Origin of the sequence: Plantactinospora sp. BC1 (assembly GCF_003030345.1) — a bacterium.
GTDB lineage: Bacteria > Actinomycetota > Actinomycetes > Mycobacteriales > Micromonosporaceae > Plantactinospora.
Window position 1 is genome coordinate 6,430,962 of sequence record NZ_CP028158.1, and the last position, 21,020, is coordinate 6,451,981.

15 protein-coding genes are annotated in these 21,020 nt (G+C 74.0%); 3 read left to right on the top strand and 12 right to left on the bottom strand.

Going from position 1 to position 21,020, the window contains the following annotated elements; translation table 11 throughout:
* Window positions 1-205 precede the first annotated feature (205 nt).
* From C6361_RS28235 to C6361_RS28290, 12 genes are all read right to left on the bottom strand, one after another.
* On the bottom strand, window positions 206-1,153 hold the full coding sequence (locus C6361_RS28235) for a cell division protein FtsQ/DivIB (RefSeq protein ID WP_107269567.1): 948 nt from the start codon (window positions 1,151-1,153) through the stop codon (window positions 206-208).
* Complete coding sequence (gene murC, locus C6361_RS28240; RefSeq protein ID WP_107269568.1) at window positions 1,150-2,664, bottom strand: UDP-N-acetylmuramate--L-alanine ligase; 1,515 nt, start codon at window positions 2,662-2,664, stop codon at window positions 1,150-1,152. The genes C6361_RS28235 and murC overlap by 4 nt, the downstream gene beginning before the upstream one ends.
* 310 nt (window positions 2,665-2,974) lie before the next feature.
* A complete protein-coding gene (gene murG, locus C6361_RS28245; RefSeq protein ID WP_107261372.1) occupies window positions 2,975-4,081 on the bottom strand; it encodes an undecaprenyldiphospho-muramoylpentapeptide beta-N-acetylglucosaminyltransferase in 1,107 nt (368 codons plus the stop codon).
* The gene (locus C6361_RS28250) at window positions 4,081-5,499 is read right to left on the bottom strand and encodes an FtsW/RodA/SpoVE family cell cycle protein (protein ID WP_107271234.1); all 1,419 of its coding nucleotides are present in this window, start codon (window positions 5,497-5,499) and stop codon (window positions 4,081-4,083) included. Before C6361_RS28250 ends, murG begins: the two co-directional genes overlap by 1 nt.
* 334 nt (window positions 5,500-5,833) lie before the next feature.
* Complete coding sequence (gene mraY, locus C6361_RS28255; RefSeq protein WP_107261374.1) at window positions 5,834-6,937, bottom strand: phospho-N-acetylmuramoyl-pentapeptide-transferase; 1,104 nt, start codon at window positions 6,935-6,937, stop codon at window positions 5,834-5,836.
* A 49-nt stretch (window positions 6,938-6,986) separates the two neighbouring features.
* Entirely contained in the window at window positions 6,987-8,393 is a 1,407-nt protein-coding gene (gene murF / locus C6361_RS28260) for a UDP-N-acetylmuramoyl-tripeptide--D-alanyl-D-alanine ligase (RefSeq protein ID WP_107269569.1), read from the bottom strand.
* Window positions 8,390-9,961: a UDP-N-acetylmuramoyl-L-alanyl-D-glutamate--2,6-diaminopimelate ligase gene (locus C6361_RS28265; RefSeq protein ID WP_107269570.1), complete on the bottom strand. Its 1,572-nt coding sequence runs from the start codon at window positions 9,959-9,961 to the stop codon at window positions 8,390-8,392. Before C6361_RS28265 ends, murF begins: the two co-directional genes overlap by 4 nt.
* Before the next feature lie 52 nt (window positions 9,962-10,013).
* The gene (locus C6361_RS28270) at window positions 10,014-12,248 is read right to left on the bottom strand and encodes a penicillin-binding protein 2 (protein ID WP_107269571.1); all 2,235 of its coding nucleotides are present in this window, start codon (window positions 12,246-12,248) and stop codon (window positions 10,014-10,016) included.
* Between the two features lie 4 nt (window positions 12,249-12,252).
* Window positions 12,253-12,912, bottom strand: a complete 660-nt coding sequence (locus C6361_RS28275; RefSeq protein WP_107261382.1) for a hypothetical protein — start codon at window positions 12,910-12,912, stop codon at window positions 12,253-12,255.
* The gene (gene rsmH / locus C6361_RS28280; protein ID WP_107269572.1) at window positions 12,909-14,045 is read right to left on the bottom strand and encodes a 16S rRNA (cytosine(1402)-N(4))-methyltransferase RsmH; all 1,137 of its coding nucleotides are present in this window, start codon (window positions 14,043-14,045) and stop codon (window positions 12,909-12,911) included. The genes C6361_RS28275 and rsmH overlap by 4 nt, the downstream gene beginning before the upstream one ends.
* Before the next feature lie 202 nt (window positions 14,046-14,247).
* Window positions 14,248-14,679 (bottom strand): division/cell wall cluster transcriptional repressor MraZ, encoded by a 432-nt coding sequence (gene mraZ / locus C6361_RS28285; RefSeq protein ID WP_107261385.1) that lies wholly within the window; start codon window positions 14,677-14,679, stop codon window positions 14,248-14,250.
* 332 nt (window positions 14,680-15,011) lie between these two features.
* Window positions 15,012-17,948, bottom strand: a complete 2,937-nt coding sequence (locus tag C6361_RS28290) for a DEAD/DEAH box helicase (RefSeq protein WP_107269573.1) — start codon at window positions 17,946-17,948, stop codon at window positions 15,012-15,014.
* 255 nt (window positions 17,949-18,203) lie between these two features.
* Here C6361_RS28290 and C6361_RS28295 point away from each other — a divergent pair, with 255 nt between their 5' ends.
* Genes C6361_RS28295 through C6361_RS28305 form a run of 3 tightly spaced genes read left to right on the top strand, consistent with a single transcriptional unit; the run spans window position 18,204 to window position 20,924 of the window.
* Window positions 18,204-19,451, top strand: coding sequence for a Mur ligase family protein (locus C6361_RS28295; RefSeq protein ID WP_107264300.1), 1,248 nt, complete (start codon window positions 18,204-18,206; stop codon window positions 19,449-19,451).
* On the top strand, window positions 19,441-20,199 hold the full coding sequence (locus tag C6361_RS28300) for a type 1 glutamine amidotransferase (RefSeq protein WP_107261389.1): 759 nt from the start codon (window positions 19,441-19,443) through the stop codon (window positions 20,197-20,199). Before C6361_RS28295 ends, C6361_RS28300 begins: the two co-directional genes overlap by 11 nt.
* The gene (locus C6361_RS28305) at window positions 20,196-20,924 is read left to right on the top strand and encodes a TVP38/TMEM64 family protein (protein ID WP_107269574.1); all 729 of its coding nucleotides are present in this window, start codon (window positions 20,196-20,198) and stop codon (window positions 20,922-20,924) included. The genes C6361_RS28300 and C6361_RS28305 overlap by 4 nt, the downstream gene beginning before the upstream one ends.
* Window positions 20,925-21,020: the final 96 nt, after the last annotated feature.

Consider the following 21,020-nt stretch of genomic DNA (forward strand, 5'->3'; position numbering starts at 1 on the left):
TGCGAAGGGTAACCCTCACCCTCTACTAGAGGCTTACAGTTATGTCAACCATTGATCCTCTCGGGGCAACGTATGCGTACGCGCGGCCGAACCCAAGGACCTGCGCGGCGTGTCGGCACGCCCGCCGACAAACGTCACCGGCGAGCGACCGACCGGCGTGTCGACGCGACCGACCGGCGGAGCGGACCGCAGGGCCCACCAACGGTCAGCGGATGGTCACCACGTCCGGCGTGCGTACGTCGATGGTCTCCCCCTCGCGGGCCAGCAACGACGTCGCCACCTGCGCCTTCGCGTCGCTGCGCGAGGCGTCGCCCCAGAGCACCGTACGGCCGCCGCGCAGCTTCACGGTGATCCGGGCCGGACCCTCCACCACCAGCTCGACGAGGCGCTCCCGCAGCTCCGGGGTCAGGTTGGCCAGCACGGTCAACGCCCCCTCGGTGGCGGTGTCGTCGGGGCCGGGCGTGCGGAGCCGGGCCAGCGGCAGCCCCGCCGGCCGGTCCGACCGGGTCTGGAAGACCACCCCGGCGGCGTCGATGACGAGGAAGCGCCGGTTCTGCGGCACCGCCGCGACCGGGGTGCGCTCCACCACCTCCACCCGCAGGGTGTTCGGCCACTGCCGGGAGACCGTCACCCGGGCCACCGGCGGCAGCTCGGCGACCCTGGCCCGGACCCCGTCGAGGTCGACCCGGGCCAGCGGAACGCCCTCGGTCACCGAGGCCGCCTGGCGTACCTGGTCGTCGGTGACCAGCGTGGTGCCGACGACCCGCAGGGTACGGAAGCCGAGGAGCGGGGTGGCGTACACGATCGCGGCACCGGCCAGGCTGAGCACCAGCACTCCGGCGAGCACCGTCCACGGCAGCGCGGCCCGTACCCGCCGCTGCCGGGCCCGGCGGGTGAACCGGCGTACCGACGGAGGCACCGCGTCGGTGCCGGCCCGGACCAGCCGCCAGCCCCGGTCGGCGCCACGACCCGTACCCGACCGGCCGGCCGGCGGACGACCCGCGCCGGACCGGGCACCGCCGACGGCCGGACCACCCCGGACCGAACGGCCCGCGCCACGCCCGCCGGCTCCCCGGCCACCCTGCCCGGGACCGCCGGCGCGACCACCCGGAGCCGGACCGCCGGAGCGGCCCCGGGACGTGCCCGGACTCATCCGGCGTCGCTGGCTGCCCCGGCGCCGCGCGGGGTCGCCCCCGACGCCTGCTCGGCGGCGCCCGCCGTCGCGGCCGGCCGGCCGGTCGCAGCGCCACCGCCGGCCAGCGCGTCGAGCAGCTCGTCGCCCATCAGCGAGATCGGCGGCGCACCCATGGTCACCACCACGTCACCCCGGCGGGCCCGCCGGGCCACCTCGGCCGGTACGTCCTCCCAGGAGGGAAGGAAGATCTTCCGCTCGGCCGGCAGGTCGATCGCGTCGGTCAGCGCCGCCCCGCCCTCACCGGGCGCCCGCACCTCACCCGGGCCGAAGACCTCCAGCATCACCACCTCGTCGGCGATGGCCAGCGCGGTGGCCATCTCGGCCTGGAGGTCCCGGGTGCGGTAGACCCGGTACGGCTGGAAGACGACGATCAACCGGCCGTCACCGGCCACCTCGCGCAGGGTCCTCAGCGCGGCGGTCATCGAGGTCGGGTGGTAGGCGTACTCGTCGTAGACCTGGACGCCGGCCACCACCCCCTTGCGCTCGAACCGGCGGCGTACCCCGGGGAAGGAGGCCAGCGTCGAGGTCACGGAATCCATCGGCAGGCCGAGCTTGCAGGCGGTGAGCACCGCCGAGGCGCTGTTCAGCCCGATGTGCGCGCCGGGCACCGGCAACCGGACCTCGCCCAGCGACTCGCCGTGCAGGGCGGCGAGATAGCGTACGCCGCCGGCCGAGGAGACCACGTCGGTCAGCCGCAGGTCGGCGTCGGCGGCCGTGCCGTAGGTGTAGACGGTCCGGCCCTCGTCGCGCAGCCGCTCGGCCATCCGCCGGGTGCCCGGGTCGTCCGCACAGGTCACCACGAACCCGTCCGGGTCGGTCAGCCGGGCGAAGTCGGCGAACGCCTCCTCCAGGCCGGCGTAGTCGCCGTACGTGTTGAGGTGGTCCTCGTCGATGTTGGTGACGATCGAGACGTACGGCCGGTAGAGCAGGAAGGAGCGGTCGCTCTCGTCCGCCTCGGCGACGAAGTACTCCCCGCTGCCGTGGTGGGCGTTCGAGCCCACCTCGGAGATCTCGCCACCGATCACGAACGACGGGTCCTGGCCGGCGTGCTGGAGGATCAGCGTCACCATCGAGGTGGTGGTGGTCTTGCCGTGCGTGCCGGCGACCGCGATCGTGCGCCGGCCGGTCATCGCGGCGGCCAGCGCCTCCGACCGGTGCAGCACCCGCAGCCCGCGCTCCCGGGCGGCGACCAGCTCCAGGTGGTCCTGCGGGATCGCGGTCGAGTAGACCACGGTGTCGACGCCGTCCAGGTTGGTCGGCGCGTGACTCATGTGGATGGTGCCGCCCAGCGCCCGCAGCCCGGCCAGCGCCGGCCACTCCCGCAACTCGCTGCCGGAGACCTGGAGGCCCCGGGTGAGCAGCAGTCGGGCCAGCCCGCTCATGCCGACCCCGCCGACCCCGATCAGGTGGATCCGGCCCAGGTCTTCGGCGGCCAGCGTGCCGACCGGGCTGAACTGCGCGGTGTTCATGACACCAGCCTTCCACTCGGAATCCGTCCGGTCACCGGCTTGCCCACACTCACCACAGGTACGCCCACCATCATCGGGCCGCTCTTCGTTCGCGACTGCGGGGCTCGCAAACCCGGCTCACTCCTCGCGCTCACGGGTTTTCCGTTCGTTCGCGACTGCGGGGCTCGCAAACCCGGCTCACTCCTCGCGCTCACGGGTTTTCCGTTCGTTCGCGACTGCGGGGCTCGCAAACCCGGCTCACTCCTCGCGCTCACGGGTTTTCCGTTCGTTCGCGACTGCGGGGCTCGCAAACCCGGCTCACTCCTCGCGCTCACCGGGCCACCGCCTCGTAGACGAAGTCGAGCAGTGCCTCGTCGCCGTCGCGCCGGCCGTACGCGGCGGCGGCGGCGCCCATCGCGGCCAGCCGGCGCGGGTCGCGGATCAGCGGGATCACGGTCTGCTCGACCCAGGCCGCCGTCATCTCCGAGTCGTCGACCAGCAGCCCGCCGCCGGCCTCGACCACCGGCAGGGCGTTGCGCTTCTGCTCCTGGTTGCTGTGCGGGTACGGCACGTAGACCGTGGGCAGACCGATCGCCGCCACCTCGGCGCAGGTCATCGCCCCGCCCCGGCCCAGCATCAGGTCGGCGGCGGCGTAGCCCAGCTCCATCTGCGAGAGGTACGGCAGGGTCACGTACGGCACCGGCAGGTCGGCCGGGACGTGCACCGGCTCGTTGCGGGCGCCGATCACGTGCAGTACCTGCACCCCGGCGGCGGCGAGCGCCTTGGCCGCACCGGCCACCGCCAGGTTGATCGAGCGGGCGCCCTGCGAACCGCCGGCCACGAAGAGGACCGGCAGGTCCGGGTGCAGGCCGAACTGCCGGCGTGCCGCCGCCCGGTGCGCGACCCGGTCGATGGTGGTGATGCCGCGTCGCAGCGGCACCCCGACCACCCGGGCGTTTCGCAGCGACTCGGCCTGGGCCGGCTGGTGCGGGAAGCCGACCGCCACGTGCTTGGTGAACTTCATGCCGAGCCGGTTCGCCACTCCCGGCGGCACGTTCACCTCGTGGATCACGATCGGCAGCTCCCGGCGCCACGCGGCGAGGTAGGCCGGCACCGAGACGTAGCCGCCGAACCCGATGACGACGTTGGCGCGTACCTCGTCGATCACCTTTCCGGCGGCCCGGGCGGCTTTCCACATCCGGTCCGGCGTACGCATCAGGTTCATGTTGACCGACCGGGGGAGCTGATAGGCCGGGATCTGCCGCAGATCGTAGCCGTGCGGCGGGATCAGGTCGTTTTCCAACCCTTTCGGGGTGCCGAGGCAGGTGATCCGTACTCCCGGGTCGTGCCGGCGCAGGCAGTCGGCGAAGGCGAGCAACGGGTAGATGTGCCCACCCGTGCCGCCTCCCGCTAGTACCACCGACCGCAGCGGACCCATCAGCGTCTCCTCTCGCTCGCCGTACCGGCGCGCCCTCGCCTCGCCCGACCACCTGCTGGCCCGGCCTCCGGCTCCCGTCGCCGCCCGGATCCGGACCCGGACAGGGGTTCCCGGGGAGCCGGCGCGGATGGCTTCCCACGGCGGCGCGCCGAGGGAAGCGGCGGCAACGGGGCCCAGAGTAGCCGTACCCATCGGGGCGCCGGACGGGCGTGCAGGGCCCGGGCGGCGTCCGGTTCGGCGCGGGCGAAGGAGGCGAGCATGCCGATGGCGGCGAGGGTGACCACCAGCGCGCTGCCGCCGTCGGAGATGAACGGCAGCGGCAGGCCGGTGATCGGGAGCAGCCCGACCACCCCGCCGATGTTGATCACCGCCTGGCTGACCAGCCAGGCGGTCGCGGCGGTCGCGGCGAGCCGGCGGAACGGGTCGGCGACCCGGCGGGCGATCCGCAACCCGGTGTACGCCAGCACGGCGAAGAGGGTCAGCACCACGGCACAGCCGACCACGCCGAGGTCCTCGGCGAGGATGGCGAAGATGAAGTCGTTGTGCGCCTCGGGCAGCCAGTTCCACTTCAGGCTGCTCTTGCCCAGCCCGACGCCGAACCAGCCGCCGTTGTCGATCGCGTACCGGGCCTGGAGGTACTGGTAGCAGTCGGTGAGCCCGCACTCGTCCGGCGGCGGCGGGTTGAAGAACATGGTGAGCCGGGCCAGCCGGTAGTTCTTGGCGTCCTCGTCGCCGGATCCGGCGCCGATCGAGGCGGCGGCGACCAGCAGCCCGACCCCGACCAGGCCGAAGACCGAGAGGGTGGCGAAGACCCGCTTGCGGATGCCGGCGGCCCAGAGCAGCCCGACCACCACGGCGAGCAGGCAGAGCATGGTGCCCAGGTCGTTGTAGCCGACCAGCAGGAAGAGCAGGCCGACCACCGGGAAGAGCGGGGTGGCCAGCTCCCGCCACCAGCCGAGCGCGGCGCCCTTGCGGGCGATCATGTCCGCGCCCCAGAGCACCAGGCCGAACTTCGCCAACTCGGAGGGCTGCACCTGGATCGGGCCGATGTACAGCCAGAGCAGCCGGGCCTCCAGCGGGCCGAGGACGGCGTCCCGGTCCCCGTTGAGCTTGTCCCACAGGTGCAGGACGTCCAGCACCACCAGCAGTACGACCGCGACGCCGAGGGTCGGCAGCCCGACCGCCCGGAAGGTACGGGCCGGCAGGCGCTGGCAGATCCAGAACGCGACCAGCCCGATCAGGGCGAAAAGCGCCTGCTTGGCCAGCATCGCGAAAGCGTTCCCGTCGCTGGCGTACGCCCGGACGCTGGTCGCCGAGAAGACCATCGTCAGCCCGATCAGCAGCAGCAGTCCGGAGCTGGAGATGAGCAGGTAGTAGGAGGCGAGCGGCCGGGCCAGCAGCCCGCGCAGCGCGGCCAGGCCACCGGCCACGTCGACCCCGGTCGGGGCGCCGGGTGGACGGCCGCCGCCGACCGGTTCGCGGCCGGTGCCGACCGGCTCCCGCCCGGGGCCGACCGGTTCGCGGGCGGTGTCGTCGGCCGGCCGGCCGCCCTCGTCGGTGGACCGACCGCCGCCGGCCGGCCGCCCGCTCGCACGGGGGCCGGCGGGACCCGCCGGCCGTCGTGGCTCTTCCCCGGTCACCGCGCCGTCCCCTCGTCCTCCCCCATCCGCCCATCATCGGCGCTGGTCCGGCCACCCTGGCGCAGGTGGCCGACCGGCGTGTCGGAACGGTACGGCGTGTCCCGGGCCGAGGTCAGGTGACGGAGGCGAGGAACTCGCTGTAGAAGAGGCCGAGGGCGATCGCCACGCCGATCCCGGCGATGATCCAGAACCGGACGACGATGTTGACCTCGCTCCAGCCGGCCAGCTCGAAGTGGTGCTGGAGCGGCGACATCCGGAAGACCCGTTTTCCTGTGGTCCGGAACGAGATGATCTGGATGACCACCGACATCGTGATGATCACGAAGAGTCCGCCGAGGATCAGCAGCAGCAGGAGCGTCCGGGTGGCCATCGCCATCCCGGCGATCAACCCGCCCAGACCGAGCGCCCCGGTGTCGCCCATGAAGATCCGGGCCGGCGAGGTGTTCCACCAGAGGAAGCCGACGCACGCCCCGGCCGCCGCCCCGGCGATCAGCGCGATCTCCAACGGGTCCCGCACCGTGTAGCAGTACGCACCGCCCCGGGCGTAGTCGGTGTCCGCGCACCAGTGCCGGTACTGCCAGAACGCGATCAGCGCGTACGCGGCGAGCACCATCACCGAGGCGCCGGTGGCCAGCCCGTCCAGCCCGTCGGTCAGGTTCACCCCGTTGGTCGTCGCCATCACCACGAAGATGAAGATGACGACCGAGGCGACCTTCCCGACCTCCAGCGCGTTGATGTCCCGGATGAAGGAGAGCGCCGTGCTGCCGACCGTCACGCCCGCGGTACTCGGGAAATAGAGCGCGACCACCCCGAAGACGGCGCCGACCAGTATCTGGCCGAGCAGCTTGCCCCGCTTGTTCAGCCCGGCGCTGTTCCGCTTGCGGACCTTGAGGAAGTCGTCGATGAAGCCGACCGCACCGGAGAAGACCATCAGGCCGAGCAGCACCAGCGCGGTGATGGTCGGGGTGACCTGGGCGATCTGCGCCTCGGGCAGGGTGGTCAGGGCGAGGTGCCCGGCGACGTACGCGATCACCGTGGCGACGATGAAGACCACGCCGCCCATCGTCGGGGTGCCCTTCTTGCCCTGGTGCATGATCGGGCCCTCGGCCCGGATCGGCTGCCCGGCCTTCAACCGGGTGAAGACCTTGATCGCGACCGGGGTGACGAAGAGCGAGATCAGGAACGCCACGAAGATGGCGACGATGACCGCCCTCACGCCGGCAGACCTTCCGCCGTGACCGGCACGACAGCCGCGACCCGCCCGTTCATCGGGACCCGTTTCCGGGCTGGACGGCCTCGGCGCGCAGCGCGTCGGCCACCTCCCAGGTGCGGTAGCGCGAGCCCTTCACCAGGACGACGTCGCCCGGCCGCAACTCGCGGCGCAGCGCCTCGACCGCCGCCGCCTGATCGGTAACCAGCACCGACTCTCCTCCCCAATTCGCCATCGCCACCGCGCCGTCGTGGATCGGCGCGGCCGGCTCGCCGACCACGATCAGCCGGTCGACGCCCAACTCGGCCGCGAGCCGACCGACCTGCTCGTGCCCGTCCCGTTCGAAATCGCCCAGCTCGGCCATGTAGCCGAGCACCGCGAAGGTCCGTCGCCGCTCACCCATCCCGGCCAGCGCCCGCAGCGCCGCGGAGGTCGAGGCGGGGTTGGCGTTGTAGGAGTCGTCGATCACCGTCACCCCGTCGGTGCGGTCGAAGACGTCCATCCGGCGGGTCGAGGGCAGGCCGAGCCGACCGAGCGCCTCGGCCAACTCGGCCAGCGGCATGCCGAGTTCCCGGGCCACCGCCGCCGCGGCGAGCGAGTTGCCGACCTGGTGCCGGCCGCTGATCCCGAGCCGGACCGCCGCCCGCCCCTCCGGCGTCACCAGGGTGTACGACGCCCGCCCGCGATCGTCCAGGCTGACCTCTTCGGCCCGTACCTCGGCGTCGGCGGCCTCGCCCACCAGCACGACGCGGGCGCCGGTGCGGGTCGCCATCGCGCGTACCCGCTCGTCGTCGGCGTTGAGCACCGCGAGCCCGTCCGCCGGCAGCCCCTCGACCAGCTCGCCCTTGGCCTGCGCGATCGCCTCCTGGGAGCCGAACTCGCCGATGTGCGACACGCCCACGTTCAGCACCACCGCGATCCGGGGCGGCGCGATCTCGCAGAGGTAGCGGACGTGCCCCAGCCCCCGGGCACCCTTCTCCAGCACCAGGAACCGGGTCTGCGCGTCGGCCTGCAACGCCGTGTAGGGGTGCCCGAGTTCGTTGTTGAACGAGCCGGGCGGCGCCACGGTGGGACCGAGCCGGGTGGTGAGCTGGGCCACCAGGTCCTTGGTGGTGGTCTTGCCGGACGACCCGGTCAGCCCGATCACGGTCAGCTCGGGGAGCCGGTCCAGCACCGTCCGGGCCAGCCGGCCGAGCGCCGCCCGGGGGTCCGGGACCAGCACCATCGGCACCCCGTCGACCGGCCGGGAGCCGAGCACCGCGACCGCGCCGCCAGAGGCGACCGCCGCCGCCGCGAAGTCGTGCCCGTCCACCTTCTCACCGGGGAAGGCCACGAAGAGCCCACCGGGGCGTACCTTGCGGGAGTCGAACTCGACCGGGCCGGTGACCCGCAGGGTCGGCTCGGCCGCCAGCAGGGAGCCGTCGACGGCGGCGGCCACCTCGGCCAGGGTCAGCGGGATCATCGGCGCCCCTCCACCAGGTTGCCGAACCGGGCGGTGAGCGCGGCGGCCAACTCCACCCGGTCGTCGAACGGGTACGTCCGGCCGGCGATCTCCTGACCGCGCTCGTGCCCCTTGCCGAGTACGGCGACCACGTCACCGGGCTCGGCGAGCCGTACCGCCTCGTCGATCGCCGCCCGCCGGCCGGCCACCTCGCGTACCCGGTCCGGGTCGCCGTTCCGCTCGGCCCCGCGCCGCACCTCGGCCCGGATCACCCCGGGCTCCTCACTGCGCGGGTTGTCGTCGGTGACCACCACCAGGTCGGCGCCGGCCGACGCGGCGGCACCCATCAGGGAGCGCTTGCCGTGGTCCCGGTCGCCGCCGGAGCCGAGCACGCAGATCAGCCGGTTGCCGGCGCTGGTCAGGTCGCGCAGCGCGGCCAGCGCGGCCACCACCGCGTCCGGGGTGTGCGCGAAGTCGACCACCCCGCGCACCGGGCCGGGCGCCGCGACGAGTTCCAGCCGGCCGGGCACACCCGGACAGGCGGCCACGCCCCGGGCCGCGACCGCCGGGTCGACGCCCGCGCCGGCCAGCACGGCGATCGCCAGCAGCGCGTTGGCCACGTTGTGCCGGCCGGGCAGCGCCACCCCGGCCTCGACCGCGAGTCCGTCCGGGCCGTGCGCGGTGAAGGTCTGGGTGTAGCCGGACTCCCGGACCGCGTCGGCCCACCAGGTCGCGGTCGGGTCACCGGCGGCCGAGTACGTGACGGTGCCGGGCTTGCGCAGCGGCGCGAGCGCCGGATCGTCGTGGTTGAGCACCTCGACGTCGCAGCGGCCGTCGAAGAGCCGCGCCTTGGCCGCGAAGTAGTCGTCGACGTCGGCGTGGAAGTCCAGGTGGTCGTGGCCGAAGTTGGTGTAGCCGCCGACGGTGAACCGCACCCCGCCGACCCGCCCCATCGCCAGGGCGTGGCTGGAGACCTCCATCGCCACCGCCGTGACGCCGCGTTCCCGGGCCGCCGCGAGCATGGCGTGCAGGTCGGTGGCCTCCGGGGTGGTCCGGACACTCTCCACCACCAGGTCGCCGAGCCGGCACTCCACGGTGCCGATCAGCCCGGTCACCTCCCCGGCGGCCCGCAGCCCCGACTCGATCAGGTAGGTGGTGCTGGTCTTGCCGGCCGTGCCGGTGACGCCGACGACGGTCAGCCCGGCCGTCGGGTCGCCGTAGACCGCGCTGGCCAGTTCGCCGAGCACCGCACGCGGCTCCGGCACCACCAGGGCGGGCAGCCCCGCCTCGGCCGCCGCCGGGGCGCCGGCCGGATCGGTGAGTACGGCCACCGCGCCGGCCGCCACCGCCGCCGCCACGAACTCGGCGCCGTGCCGGCGGGCGCCCGGAAGCGCCGCGTAGAGGTCACCGGGGTGGACCTCGCCGCTGGCATGGGTCACCCCGGTGACAGCCAGTTCGGCGGCGTCCGGGGGCGACTCGGCGGCGACTCGCGCGGCGAGATCGGTGAGCCGGACCGGCGTCACGGCGCGGGGACGGGGATTGCCGGGCACGGCGTCAGACCCTACCCCGTCGGGGGGTCCACCCCGCACAGCCGCCCCGGTGGTTTGCCCGCACCCACCGATGATGTCCCGTTTCGGCAGGTCAGCGCGGATAGACGACGAACTTGGGTGGCGCGGTGCCGGTGGCGGGCACCCGATAGTGCGCCAGTACGAACTCCATCATCTCCTTGAAGGCCGGTGCGGAGACGTCCCCGCCGCCACCGGAGGGGGTGTGCGCGAAGACCGCGATGACGTAGCGCGGGTCGTCCGCCTGGTCCATCCCGATGAAGGAGGCGACCTCGCCGGGGGCGTACCGGCCGTCGACCACCCGCGATCCGGTGCCGGTCTTGCCGGCGACCCGGTAACCCTTGATCGCCGCCTGTCTGGCCGTGCCGCCCTCGATGTTCACCGGCGCCTCCAGCAGGGTACGCAGCGCGGCGGCGGTCTCCGGCCGGAGCACCTGTCTGGTCTGCGGTGCGGGTACCGGTTTCCGCTTGCCGTCCGGGCCGATGATCTCGCGTACCAGGTGCGGCTGCACCCAGGTGCCGTCGTTGGCGATCGCGGCGTACGCGGCGGCCATCTGCAACGGGGTGACGTCGACGCTGTGCCCGATCGGCACCGACCCGTACGTCGAGCCGCTGTATTCCGACGGCTTGAGCACCCGGCCGGACGCCTCGCCGAGCACCCCCTCCCCGGTCGGCCGGCCCAGCCCGAACCGGAGCTGGTATTCGTAGACCTTCTCCGCGCCGAGCCTGTCGGCGACCCGGATGGTGCCGACGTTGGAGGAGAACCCGAGCATCCCGGCGACGCTGAGCCGGCGGCCCTGCGCGTTGTGGGTGTCCCGGAACTTCTGGTCGCCCTTGCGGATGCTGTACGGCGTCGGCCAGGCGGTCTCCGGGGTGATCACCCCTTCCTCCAGTCCGGCGCCGAAGATGATGGCCTTGTGCACCGATCCGGGGTCGACCACGAAGCTGGTGGCCGCGTCGTTGCGGTCGCTGGCATCGTATTTCCGCCAGTCGGCGGCGTCGTAGGTCGGATAGCTCGCCTGGGCCAGCACCTCGCCGGTGCGTACGTCGAGCACCACGGCGGCCCCGGTGGTGCCGTTGACCTCCTGCATCCGTTTGGCGAGGATCCGCTGCACCATGAACTGGAGGTCCCGGTCGATGGTGAGTTGCAGCGAGCTGCCCGGCCGGGCCGGGGTGACCCGGCTGTAGCCGCCCGGGATCTCGGCGGCGAGTTCGCCCTTGCCGACCTCGTACTCCCGTTCGCCGTTCACCCCGCGAAGCAGCTCGTCGTAGCGGGCCTCGATCCCCTCCAGGCCGACCCGGTCCTGGCTGGTGAAGCCGAGCAGGTTGGCGGCCAGGTCGCCGCCGGGGACCTCGCGCCGCTCGTCCCGCCCGGTGCCGATGCCGGCCAGGTTGAGATCCATGATCTTCTCGGCGGTGCCGACCTCGACGCTGCGGGCCAGGTATTCGAAGTTCGACGGGCGTCCGTCCGGCCGCTTCCGCTTGCGCATCTCCTCGGCCAGTTTCGAGGGGGCGATGCCGAGCAGCGGCGAGAGTGCCGCGGCGGTCCGGGCCGGATCCTCGACGAGTTCCGGGTCGGCGTAGACGTAGCGGGCCTCGACGCTCTGCGCCAGCGCCGCCCCGGAGCGGTCGTAGATGGCTCCCCGGGGGGCGGGCAGGACGACGGTACGCAGCCGGTCGCCGACGCCGCCGCCGTCGTACTCCGGTGCGTCGACGACCTGGAGTGCGACCAGCCGGATGCCGATGGTGGTGAACATGGCGAGCGCGAGCAGCGTGCCGAGGCGTAGCCGCCGGTGCGCGTCGGCGAGTCGGGGTGGCCGGCGGGGTCGCCGGGTCGGGCGGCGGGCTGGCGCTCCGGCGCCGGTCCGGTTCGGGCCGCCGGCCGGGTCGGGCGTTCGCCGCCGGACCGGCTTGGCGACGTCGGCGCCGCGGACCGGGCGCGGGGTGACGGTGCGTCCGGTGCCGGTCGGCGCGGTGCGCCGGGCGGTCCGGGCCGCGCCGGCACGGCCGCCGTCGAGCACCTGCAACGCCGGCCGGAACGGGTCGGCCGACCGTCCGGTCCTGGGGGTACGCCGGGATCGCCCACCCTGGTCGCCGGAGCCGCCGACGGATCCGGGCGTACGTCGAAGTTCCGGGGTGTCCCGCACGGTCCGCCCGCGCGGGGTGTAGGCCCGGGCGTCGGAGATGCCGCCCAGCCCGGAGCCGGACCGGCCGCCCTGCTCGGCGCCGCGTTCGGGGTCCCGACCGGCACGCGACGAGCCGCGCCGGGACACCGAAGCGTCCCGGCGCGGCTCGTCGGACCGCGGCGTCACCGGGTCATCCCCCGGCGCCCTGCTGGCTGGTGATCGCCGGCTCGCCACCGGCCGGCTGCGGCACCCCGATCACCCGGCCGTCGGGCAGCCGGATGAAGGCGGGCGGCCCCGAGTCGACCAGGCCCAGCTGGCGGGCCCGGGCGGTGAGGTTGCCCGGCACCTCGGCGTCGGCGATCTTCTGCTTCAGCTCCTGTTCCTGGATGTCCAGCGTGGACTGCTGCTGCTGCAACCGCTCCAGCCGGAACGCGTTCTCGTTCACCTTGCTGTTGACCACCAGGATGCCGAGCATCCCGCCGACCACCAGCACCAGGATCAGCGCCACGAAGGAGACCCGGGGTCGGGCCACCGGCATCGGTGGCGCCACCCGGAGCCGGGAGCGCCGGGCCGGCGTCGCCGACTCGGATGCCCCCTCCGGCCGCTCCTCGGAGCTGTCCCAGACCCGCACCGCCGGCTCTTCCCAGTCCGGCTCCCGCAGCGCGGCACTGCCCTGGGTCGGATACCGTCGCGCCCCCCGCACCCGGGCTTCCGACGCCGGGTTCGACCGGCCGCCGCCCGCCCGCTGCGCCCGCTGCACCGTGGTCCGGCCCCCCGACCGCGGTGCGCGCTGCTGCGCGTCGCGCGTCGCGTCGGGCTGTTCCCGGCGCTCGCGCTTGTTGACGTTCATCTTCCCTCCCCCTGTACTGTCGTGCCGCCGCCGTCGGATGCCGGCGGCGACAAGTCCCGTCGCGCTCCGTCGGATCCGCCCGGTGCCCCCGCACCGGCCGGACCTGTTGCCCCGACGACTCGCCCGGGCCGTTCGCGGCTGGCCCGCCTCGTCGTCGTACTCGTACCGCCGTCCCGTTCGATCCGTTCGGCCGCCCGCAGCCGCACCGATGCGGCCCGCGGGTTGGCCTGGACCTCCGCCTCGCCCGGCAGCTCGGCTCCCCGGCTGAGCAGCCGCAGCATCGGCCCGGTACCGGGCAGTTCGACCGGGAGGTCGACCGGCCCGGTGCTCCGGGCACGCCCGGCGAACACCTGCTTGGTGATCCGGTCCTCCAGTGAGTGGTAGGACAGCACCACCGCGCGACCGCCCACGGACAGTGCGTCCAGGGCGGCCGGCAGCGCCGTTTCCAGCGCGGCCAGTTCCCGGTTTACCTCAATCCGTAAAGCCTGAAACGTCCTCTTAGCCGGATGTCCACCAGTTCGTCGGGCTGGTGCTGGAATGGACTCCCTGACCAGTTCGGCCAACCGGGCCGACGAGGTGAGCCGGTGGCGCTCCCGTTCCCGGATGATCGCCGAGGCGATCCGGCCGGCGAACCGCTCCTCGCCGTAGACCCGGAGCACCCGGGCCAACTCGCCGTGCGAGTAGCCGTTGACGACCTCCTCGGCCGTCGTACCGGCCGACTGGTCCATCCGCATGTCCAGCGGCGCGTCCTGCGCGTAGGCGAACCCGCGGTCGGGCGCGTCGAGTTGCAGCGAGGAGACGCCCAGGTCGAAGAGGACGCCGTCCACCCGGTCGTGGCCGAGCCGCTCCAGCACCTCGGGCAGCTCGTCGTAGACCGCGTGCACCAGGTGGATCCGGTCGGCGTACCGGTCGAGCCGGGCCCGCGCGTGCGCGAGTGCCTCGGTGTCCCGGTCGAGTCCGATCAGGACGGTACGCGGATGCGCGGCGAGCACCGCCTCGGCGTGCCCGGCCAGCCCGAGGGTGGCGTCGACGTAGACGGTCGTCCGGTCGTCGGCCCGGTCCAGGGCGGGGGCGAGCAGCTCGAGACATCGCTCAAGCAGCACCGGCACGTGCGTACCGCGTAGCTCCCCCATGTCGACCCCCAGTGACCCCTGTCTCGTCCGGACGTGCCCGGTAGTTGTGGCGCTCGTCGTACCGCCAGATCCCCATCCGCTCTGCTCCTCCGGGCCGACCTTCGGACCTTCGGAGGAATCGCGCCTGGCACCGGGGAAGAGGCGCCAGGAACCTCGAGCGGGTGGAGATCTCGCAGTACGTCGGGCGTCGGCACGCGCCGCCCTACAGTCCGCCGGGCAGCACCCCCTCCTCGATGTCGGCGAAGTCCTCTTCGCTCTCCGCGAGGTAGGTCTCCCAGGACCGCTTGTCCCAGATCTCCACCCGGGTGCTCGCCCCGATGACCACCAGCTCACGATCCAGCGCGGCGTATTCCCGCAGGTGGATCGGGATGGTGACCCGACCCTGCTTGTCCGGGATCTCGTCGTGCGCGCTGGCGAAGAAGACCCGGCTGTAGGCTCGGGCCGCCTTGTGCGTCATCGGCTGCTCGCGCAACTGCCCGGCGATCCGCTGGAACTCGGGCATCGGGAAGACGTAGAGGCAGCGCTCCTGCCCTTTGGTGATCACGACACCTCCCGCCAGCTCGTCCCGGAACTTGGCCGGAAGGATCAGCCGGCCCTTGTCGTCCAGGCGCGGGGTGTGCGTGCCGAGAAACACCGGCCCAACCCCCTCGCCCTACCAGCGGCGTTCGCGGCGCCGCTGCCCCCCGGGCCGGCGGGCCCTCCTGGCCCCCCATCGCGCCCCACTCTACTCCACTTCCCTCCACCCGCAACCGGAATCGCCCGGAAAGACCGGCTGTCCGCCGGATGAAACCGCACGTCAGGAGGGGTGGCCGGCGGTGGAGGGAAATGGGCCTGCCGACGGGAAGGTCCGCTATCCGACAGCGGTACACCGGCCGTACGGTGCCCGGATATAGAGGTTTTTTCCGACCCATCCGGGCACCTCGGCACCCCCGGTGGAGCGGAGTGGAGAGGGAAGTGGAGGAAAAATCAATGGCGGGCCGCGACCTCCAGGGCGGCCCGGACGGGATCTCCGCCCCACCGGCTGGCGAACGCGTCGACCACCACCCAACCGGCCTGGACCAGCGCCCGGTGCCGGGCGATGTGCGCCGCCGGGCCGGCCGGATGGGCGACGCAGTTCAGCCCGATCGCCGACTCGCCGGTGCCGACGCAGAGATCCACCGTCCAGCGCCCGACCGGATAGCGACGCCGGACCGGCAGCCCGATCCGGGCCAGCTCCACGGCCAACTCGCCCGGCCAGCCCTCCGACCCCGGAGCTCCCGACCCGGCCGGCGCGACACCGGGCCGGGCCGGCACCGGCTCCGAGGCGCCGCCACCTGCCGGGGCGCCGCCACCTGCCGGGGCGCCGCCGAACCTGGTGGCGACGGCCACCGGTCCGCCGCCGACCGTACTGGCGACGGCGCCCGGACCGGCGGCGAACGGGGCCGGGACGGCGACCGGCTCGCCGCGCGGCCGCGGTGGCAACGCCGCGTACCGCAGATAGTCGCCGAGCAGGCCGTTCGGGGCGGACTGCGAGGTCAGCACCACCATCCGGCGCCGGGCCCGGGTGACCATCACGTTGAACAGGTTCGGGTCGGTCAGGAACCGCCGCCGCCCGGCGGGGACCGGATCGGTCACCGCCAGCGACACGATCACGGTCTCCGCCTCGCTGCCCTGGAACGAGTGGACGGTGCCGACCCGCAGCCCGAGCCGCTCGATCTCGGTCACCGGAAACGCCGCCACCAGCGCCGCTTCCAGCGCGTCGGCCTGGGCCCGGAACGGGGTGATCACCCCGATCCCGACCCGGCCCGCCTCGGCCAGCCGGCGGACCTCGGCCACCGCCGCCGCCACCTCGGCCCGGTTCACCCCGGCCTCGGTGGGCTCCGCCGGCACCGCCAACACGTCGATCACGTCCGCCGTCTCGTTGCCCGGATGGCGGGTGGCCACCGCGATCCGGTCGTCGTAGAAGCGGTGCGCGGAGAACTCGATCAGGTGCGGGGCGCAGCGGTAGTGCTCGTCCAGCCAGCTCACCGGGGCGGCCCCGGCGGCCAGGTCGAAGGCGCTCACCCGGCGTACGTCGACCCGGTTGTCCAGGCCGTACCGCTGGAGGGTCGCCGCCACGTCGACGTCGGCGACGAACGAGACGAACCGCAGTTGCCGGGGATCGCCCACCACCAGCGCCCGGCGGGCCCGGGCCAGGGCCGGCGCCGCCCGGATCTGGTCGGTGTGCGACGCCTCGTCCATGATCACCAGGTCGAAGAGCCCGGCGATCGGCGGCAGCAACTCCTCGACGTCGGTGACCGTACCGATCCAGAGTGGCAGCGCCCGGACCAGCGACTCCCCGCTCAGCTCGGCGAGGAGTTCCCGGCGCCGGTTGCGACCGGCCCGCAGCGCCCCGGCCAGCGCGGCCGCGCTGCGCCGGCCGGCCGGGTCCCACCGGTCCGGGCCACGGCTGCGATGCCGCATCGCGGTGCCGAGCGCCGCCGACAACCGCTGCCGGGCCGCCGCCAGCACCGGCCACAGCGGACCCGGGTCGGCACCGCCGACCGTCGCCAGCCGGGCCGCCGCCACCTCCGCCCGGGCCGCCGCGATCGCGTCGTCGATCCGGTCCAGCGGCACCGTCCGGGCCGCGCCCAGCCGGCGGCGCAGCAGCCGGCCGGGCGGTCCGGGCAGCCAGCGCCGCCACCAGGCACCGGCCGAGGCCCGAACCCGGCCGGCCGCCCGGGCCGCCGCCGCCAGGTCCGCACCGGGCTCGAAGGCACCGGGTACGTCGAGCCGCAGCCCGCCGACCACCGGCGCCCAGCGTGGCACCTCGCCGGCCAGCAGTTCCAGGTCGAGCAGCTCGGTGAGCTGGCCGGTCACCCGCTCGACCTCGGTCGCCGCCTCGGCCACGGCGGCCCGGTCCGCCGCCAGGGTCGCCGCCGTCACCTCCGCCTCGACGGTCAGCTCCAGCGAGGCGGCCAGCGCCGCCCGGCGTTCCGCGTCGCCGAAGAGCACCGGTCGCGGGCCGGGATAGCGCTCCAGCAGTTCGCCGAGTACGTCGGCGGCGTGCGCCGACTGCGTGACGACCAGTACGCTCCCGCCCCGGTCCACCACGTCCAGCGCGGCGGCCACCACCGCATGGCTCTTCCCGTTGCCGGGCGGACCGGAGACCACGGTCACCGGCTGGTGCCGGACCCGGCGTACCACCTCGGTCTGGGCCTCGTTCAACGGCAGCGGCGAGTCGACCGGGTCGGCGGCGTCGACCGGGTCGGCGGCGTCCGGGGCGGCGGTGCCGTACACCACGGCCAGGGCGGTGGACTCGACGTCGGGCCGGGCGGCCCAGGCGCGCAGCCGGTCGCCGAGCGCCAGCCCGGCGACGTCCCGCACGCTGAACAGCACCGCCGAGACGTAGAGCACCGGCGGCCGGGCCGGAAAGCTCGCCCGACCGGTACGCCGGACTCGGTCGAACTCGCGTACCGGCAGGCCGGCGGCCCGGGCGACGGTGCGCAACCAGGCCTCACCGCCGGGACTGGTCAGCCACCCGGCTCCGCCCAGCCCCGGCGCCACCTCCAGCCGGGCGGCCAGGTCGCGGTCCTCGACCAGCGGGGTGACCTCCAGGTCGCCGGCCGGGACCACCCGGTATCCGCGCAGCGTCCGCTCCAGCCGGACCGGCTCGCTGAGCAGCGGAAACCGCACCTTCCGGGTCACCCCGTCGGTCTCGACCACCCCGGCGACCAGGCCCCAGCCTCGGCGCAGGGTCCGATCGTCGCGGTGCAGCAGGTCGGCCGCGGCCAACCGGTCCACCTCGCGGGACTGCCGGCAGGAGTCCGGATCGGCCAGCCAGATCAACGGCTGGCCGGGACGGGTCACGTCGAGCACCCGCTCGGGGGCGGCCGGGGCGAGGTCGGCCAGGGCCCGCAGCACTGACGCGACGGAGGGGCTCATCGGCAGCCGAGCCTAGCAACCGGGTACGTCCCGGGTCGGGTCCTCGGTCCGAGTCGCCGGGCAGCCGCGCGACCGGCCCGGACAAGCAGGTCGCGCAGACCCGGTCCCCGGCATCCGGGGCCGGCGGACCCGGTCCGGGCGGTTCGGCGGGACCGGCCCGGCCGCCGGGGCGTGTCCCGGGCCGTCCGGTACTTTCGTGCGGCGGTCACCCAGCCGGCGCCGTCCGGTAACCTCGCTCGCGTGACGGACGGGAAGATGCCTCTCCGGGCAAAGGTGGCCAGTTCGGTATCGCGGACCGCCGCGGCCCTGTCCCGGGCTGCCGGCCGGGGCGACGGCTCGGTGATCGGCGGGTGGATCGGTCTCAAGATCGATCCTGATCTCCTGGCCCACCTGTCGTCCGGCCGGGCCATCGCGCTGGTGTCGGGCACCAACGGCAAGACGACCACGACCCGGCTGACCGCGGCGGCGGTCGGCGTACTCGGCCGGGTGGCGACCAACTCGTTCGGGGCGAACATGCCCACCGGGCACACCTCGGCGCTGGCCAAGGCCGGCAGTACCCCCTATGCCGTGCTGGAGGTCGACGAGCACTACCTGGCCCAGGTGCTGGAGGCGACCGAGCCACGGGTGGTGGCCCTGCTCAACCTCTCCCGGGACCAGCTCGACCGGGCCAAGGAAGTGGCGATGATGGCCCAGCTCTGGCGGGCCGCGCTGGTCCGGCACCCGTCGGTACGGGTGGTCGCCAACGCCGACGACCCGATGGTGGTCTGGGCGGCGACCCCACCGGCGACCCGCAGCCCGCAGTTGACCCCGGCACCGGTCACCTGGTTCAGCGCCGGCCAGCGCTGGCACGACGACTCCTGGGTCTGCCCCGAGTGCGGCTCCCCGATCGAGCGGCTGGCCGACCAGTGGTGGTGCACCGGCTGCTGGCTGCGCCGGCCCGAGCCGCAGTGGGTGGTCGAGGACGACGGCGTGGTCGACCCGGCCGGTGACTGGCACAAGGTGGTCCTGCAACTGCCCGGCCGGGTCAACCTCGGCAACGCGGCGACCGCGCTGGCGGTGGCCGCCGAGTTCGGGGTACGCCCGACCGACGCGGTCTCCCGGCTCGGCGGGGTCGCCTCGGTCGCCGGCCGGTACGCCCAGGTGATCAGGGACGGCCGGACCATCCGGCTGCTGCTGGCGAAGAACCCGGCGAGCTGGCTGGAGGCGTTCGACATGGCCGAGGAGGCGCCGACACTCCTCTCGATCAACGCCCGGGACCCCGACGGGCTGGACACCTCCTGGCTCTTCGACGTCGACTTCGCCCCGCTGCGCGGCCGGCAGGTGCTGATCACCGGCGACCGGGCGTACGACCTCGCGGTCCGGCTGGACATCAACGGCGTACCGTTCCAGCACGTACGGACCTTCACCGAAGCGATCACGAGCGTCCCGCCGGGGCGGCTCGAGGTCATCGCCAACTACACGGCGTTCCAGGACATCCGAGCGGAGTTGGACCGTGTCGACTGATCCCGTCTACCGCACGCCCGGCCCGGCCGGTGGGGAGAGCAACCTGCGGGTCGTCTGGATCTATCCGGACCTGCTCTCCACCTACGGCGACCGGGGCAACATGCTGATCCTGGCCCGCCGGGCCGAGCTGCGCGGCCTGCCGGTGGAGTGCATCGAGATCCGCTCCGACCAGCGGCTGCCGGTCTCGGCCGACATCTATCTGCTCGGCGGTGGCGAGGACGGCCCGCAGGCGCTGGGCGCGCAGCGGCTGATCGCGGACGGCGGGCTGCGCCGGGCCGCCGAGCAGGGTTCGGTGGTCTTCGCGGTCTGCGCCGGCTACCAGTTGCTGGGCGGCTCGTTCTTCGCCAAGGGCACCAAGTGCGCCGGCCTCGACCTGCTCGACCTGCACTCCGACCGGGGACCGTCCCGGGCGGTCGGCGAGATCGCCGGTGCCATCGACCCCCGGCTGGGGCTGCCGCCGCTGAGCGGCTTCGAGAACCACGGTGGGCGTACCCACCTCGGCGCCGGAGTCTCCCCGCTGGCCCGGGTCAGCACCGGGGTCGGCAACGACGGCAGCACCGAGGGCGCCTGGCGGGGCAAGCTGCTCGGCACCTATTCGCACGGGCCGGCGCTGGCCCGCAACCCGGCCCTGGCGGACCTGCTGCTGCGCTGGGCGATCGGGGTGCCGCAGCTACCGCCGCTGGACGACACCTGGTCGGAGCGGCTGCGGGCCGAACGCAGCGCCGCGCTGGCCGCCGCCCGGCAGTGATCGGACGCGTCCGGCGGCTGCTCCGGCAGCGGTCGGTCGCGCGGTTCACCGTACTGCTCCTGGTGCTCGGCCTCTTCGGGCTGGTACTGCTGCTCGCACCCCGGCCCGAGGTGGCCGAGCTGCCCCGGCTGGCCGACCGGCTCGGCCGGCTGGCACCGGTCGCGGCGATCGGCGGCGGGGCGCTGCTGCTGGTCGCGCTGGTGCCCCGGACGGCGATCACGGTGGTCTGGGGGGCGATCTTCGGGCCGCTGCTCGGTGCCGGCTACACCCTGGCCGCCGCCCTGATCGCCGCGCTCACCGGCTTCGCGGTCGGCCGGCTGCTCGGTCGGGAGTTCGTCGCGGAACGGGTACGCGGCCGGCTGGCCCGGCTCGACCGCTGGTTCGCCCGGCAGAGCGTGCTCGGGGTGGTCAGCGTACGGCTGATCCCGATCGGCGGGTTCGGGCTGGTCAGCTACGGCTACGGCACCACCGGCGCGCGGCTGGGGCCGTTCCTGCTGGGCAGCGTGCTGGCCGCCACCCCGTCGGCGTTCGGCTACGCGGCGGTGGGTGCGGCGGCGGTCTCGCCGGACGAGGTGAACTGGCTGGCGGTCACCCCGGGCGCGGTGGGCCTGGTCGCCACCGGCGTGCTGGCGGTGCGCTGGTGGCGGGCGGAACGCCGCACCGGGCCGGTCGGCGCCGACGACCGGCGCCCCCGGGTCGACCAGCCGGCGACGAACCCGGAGTAGCCAACCCCACCCAGCCCAGGCGATTACCGGCACGTTGTGCATTTCGCGGTATTTGCCCTATAAGGATTCTTCGTCGATAGGCTGATCGCACCACCG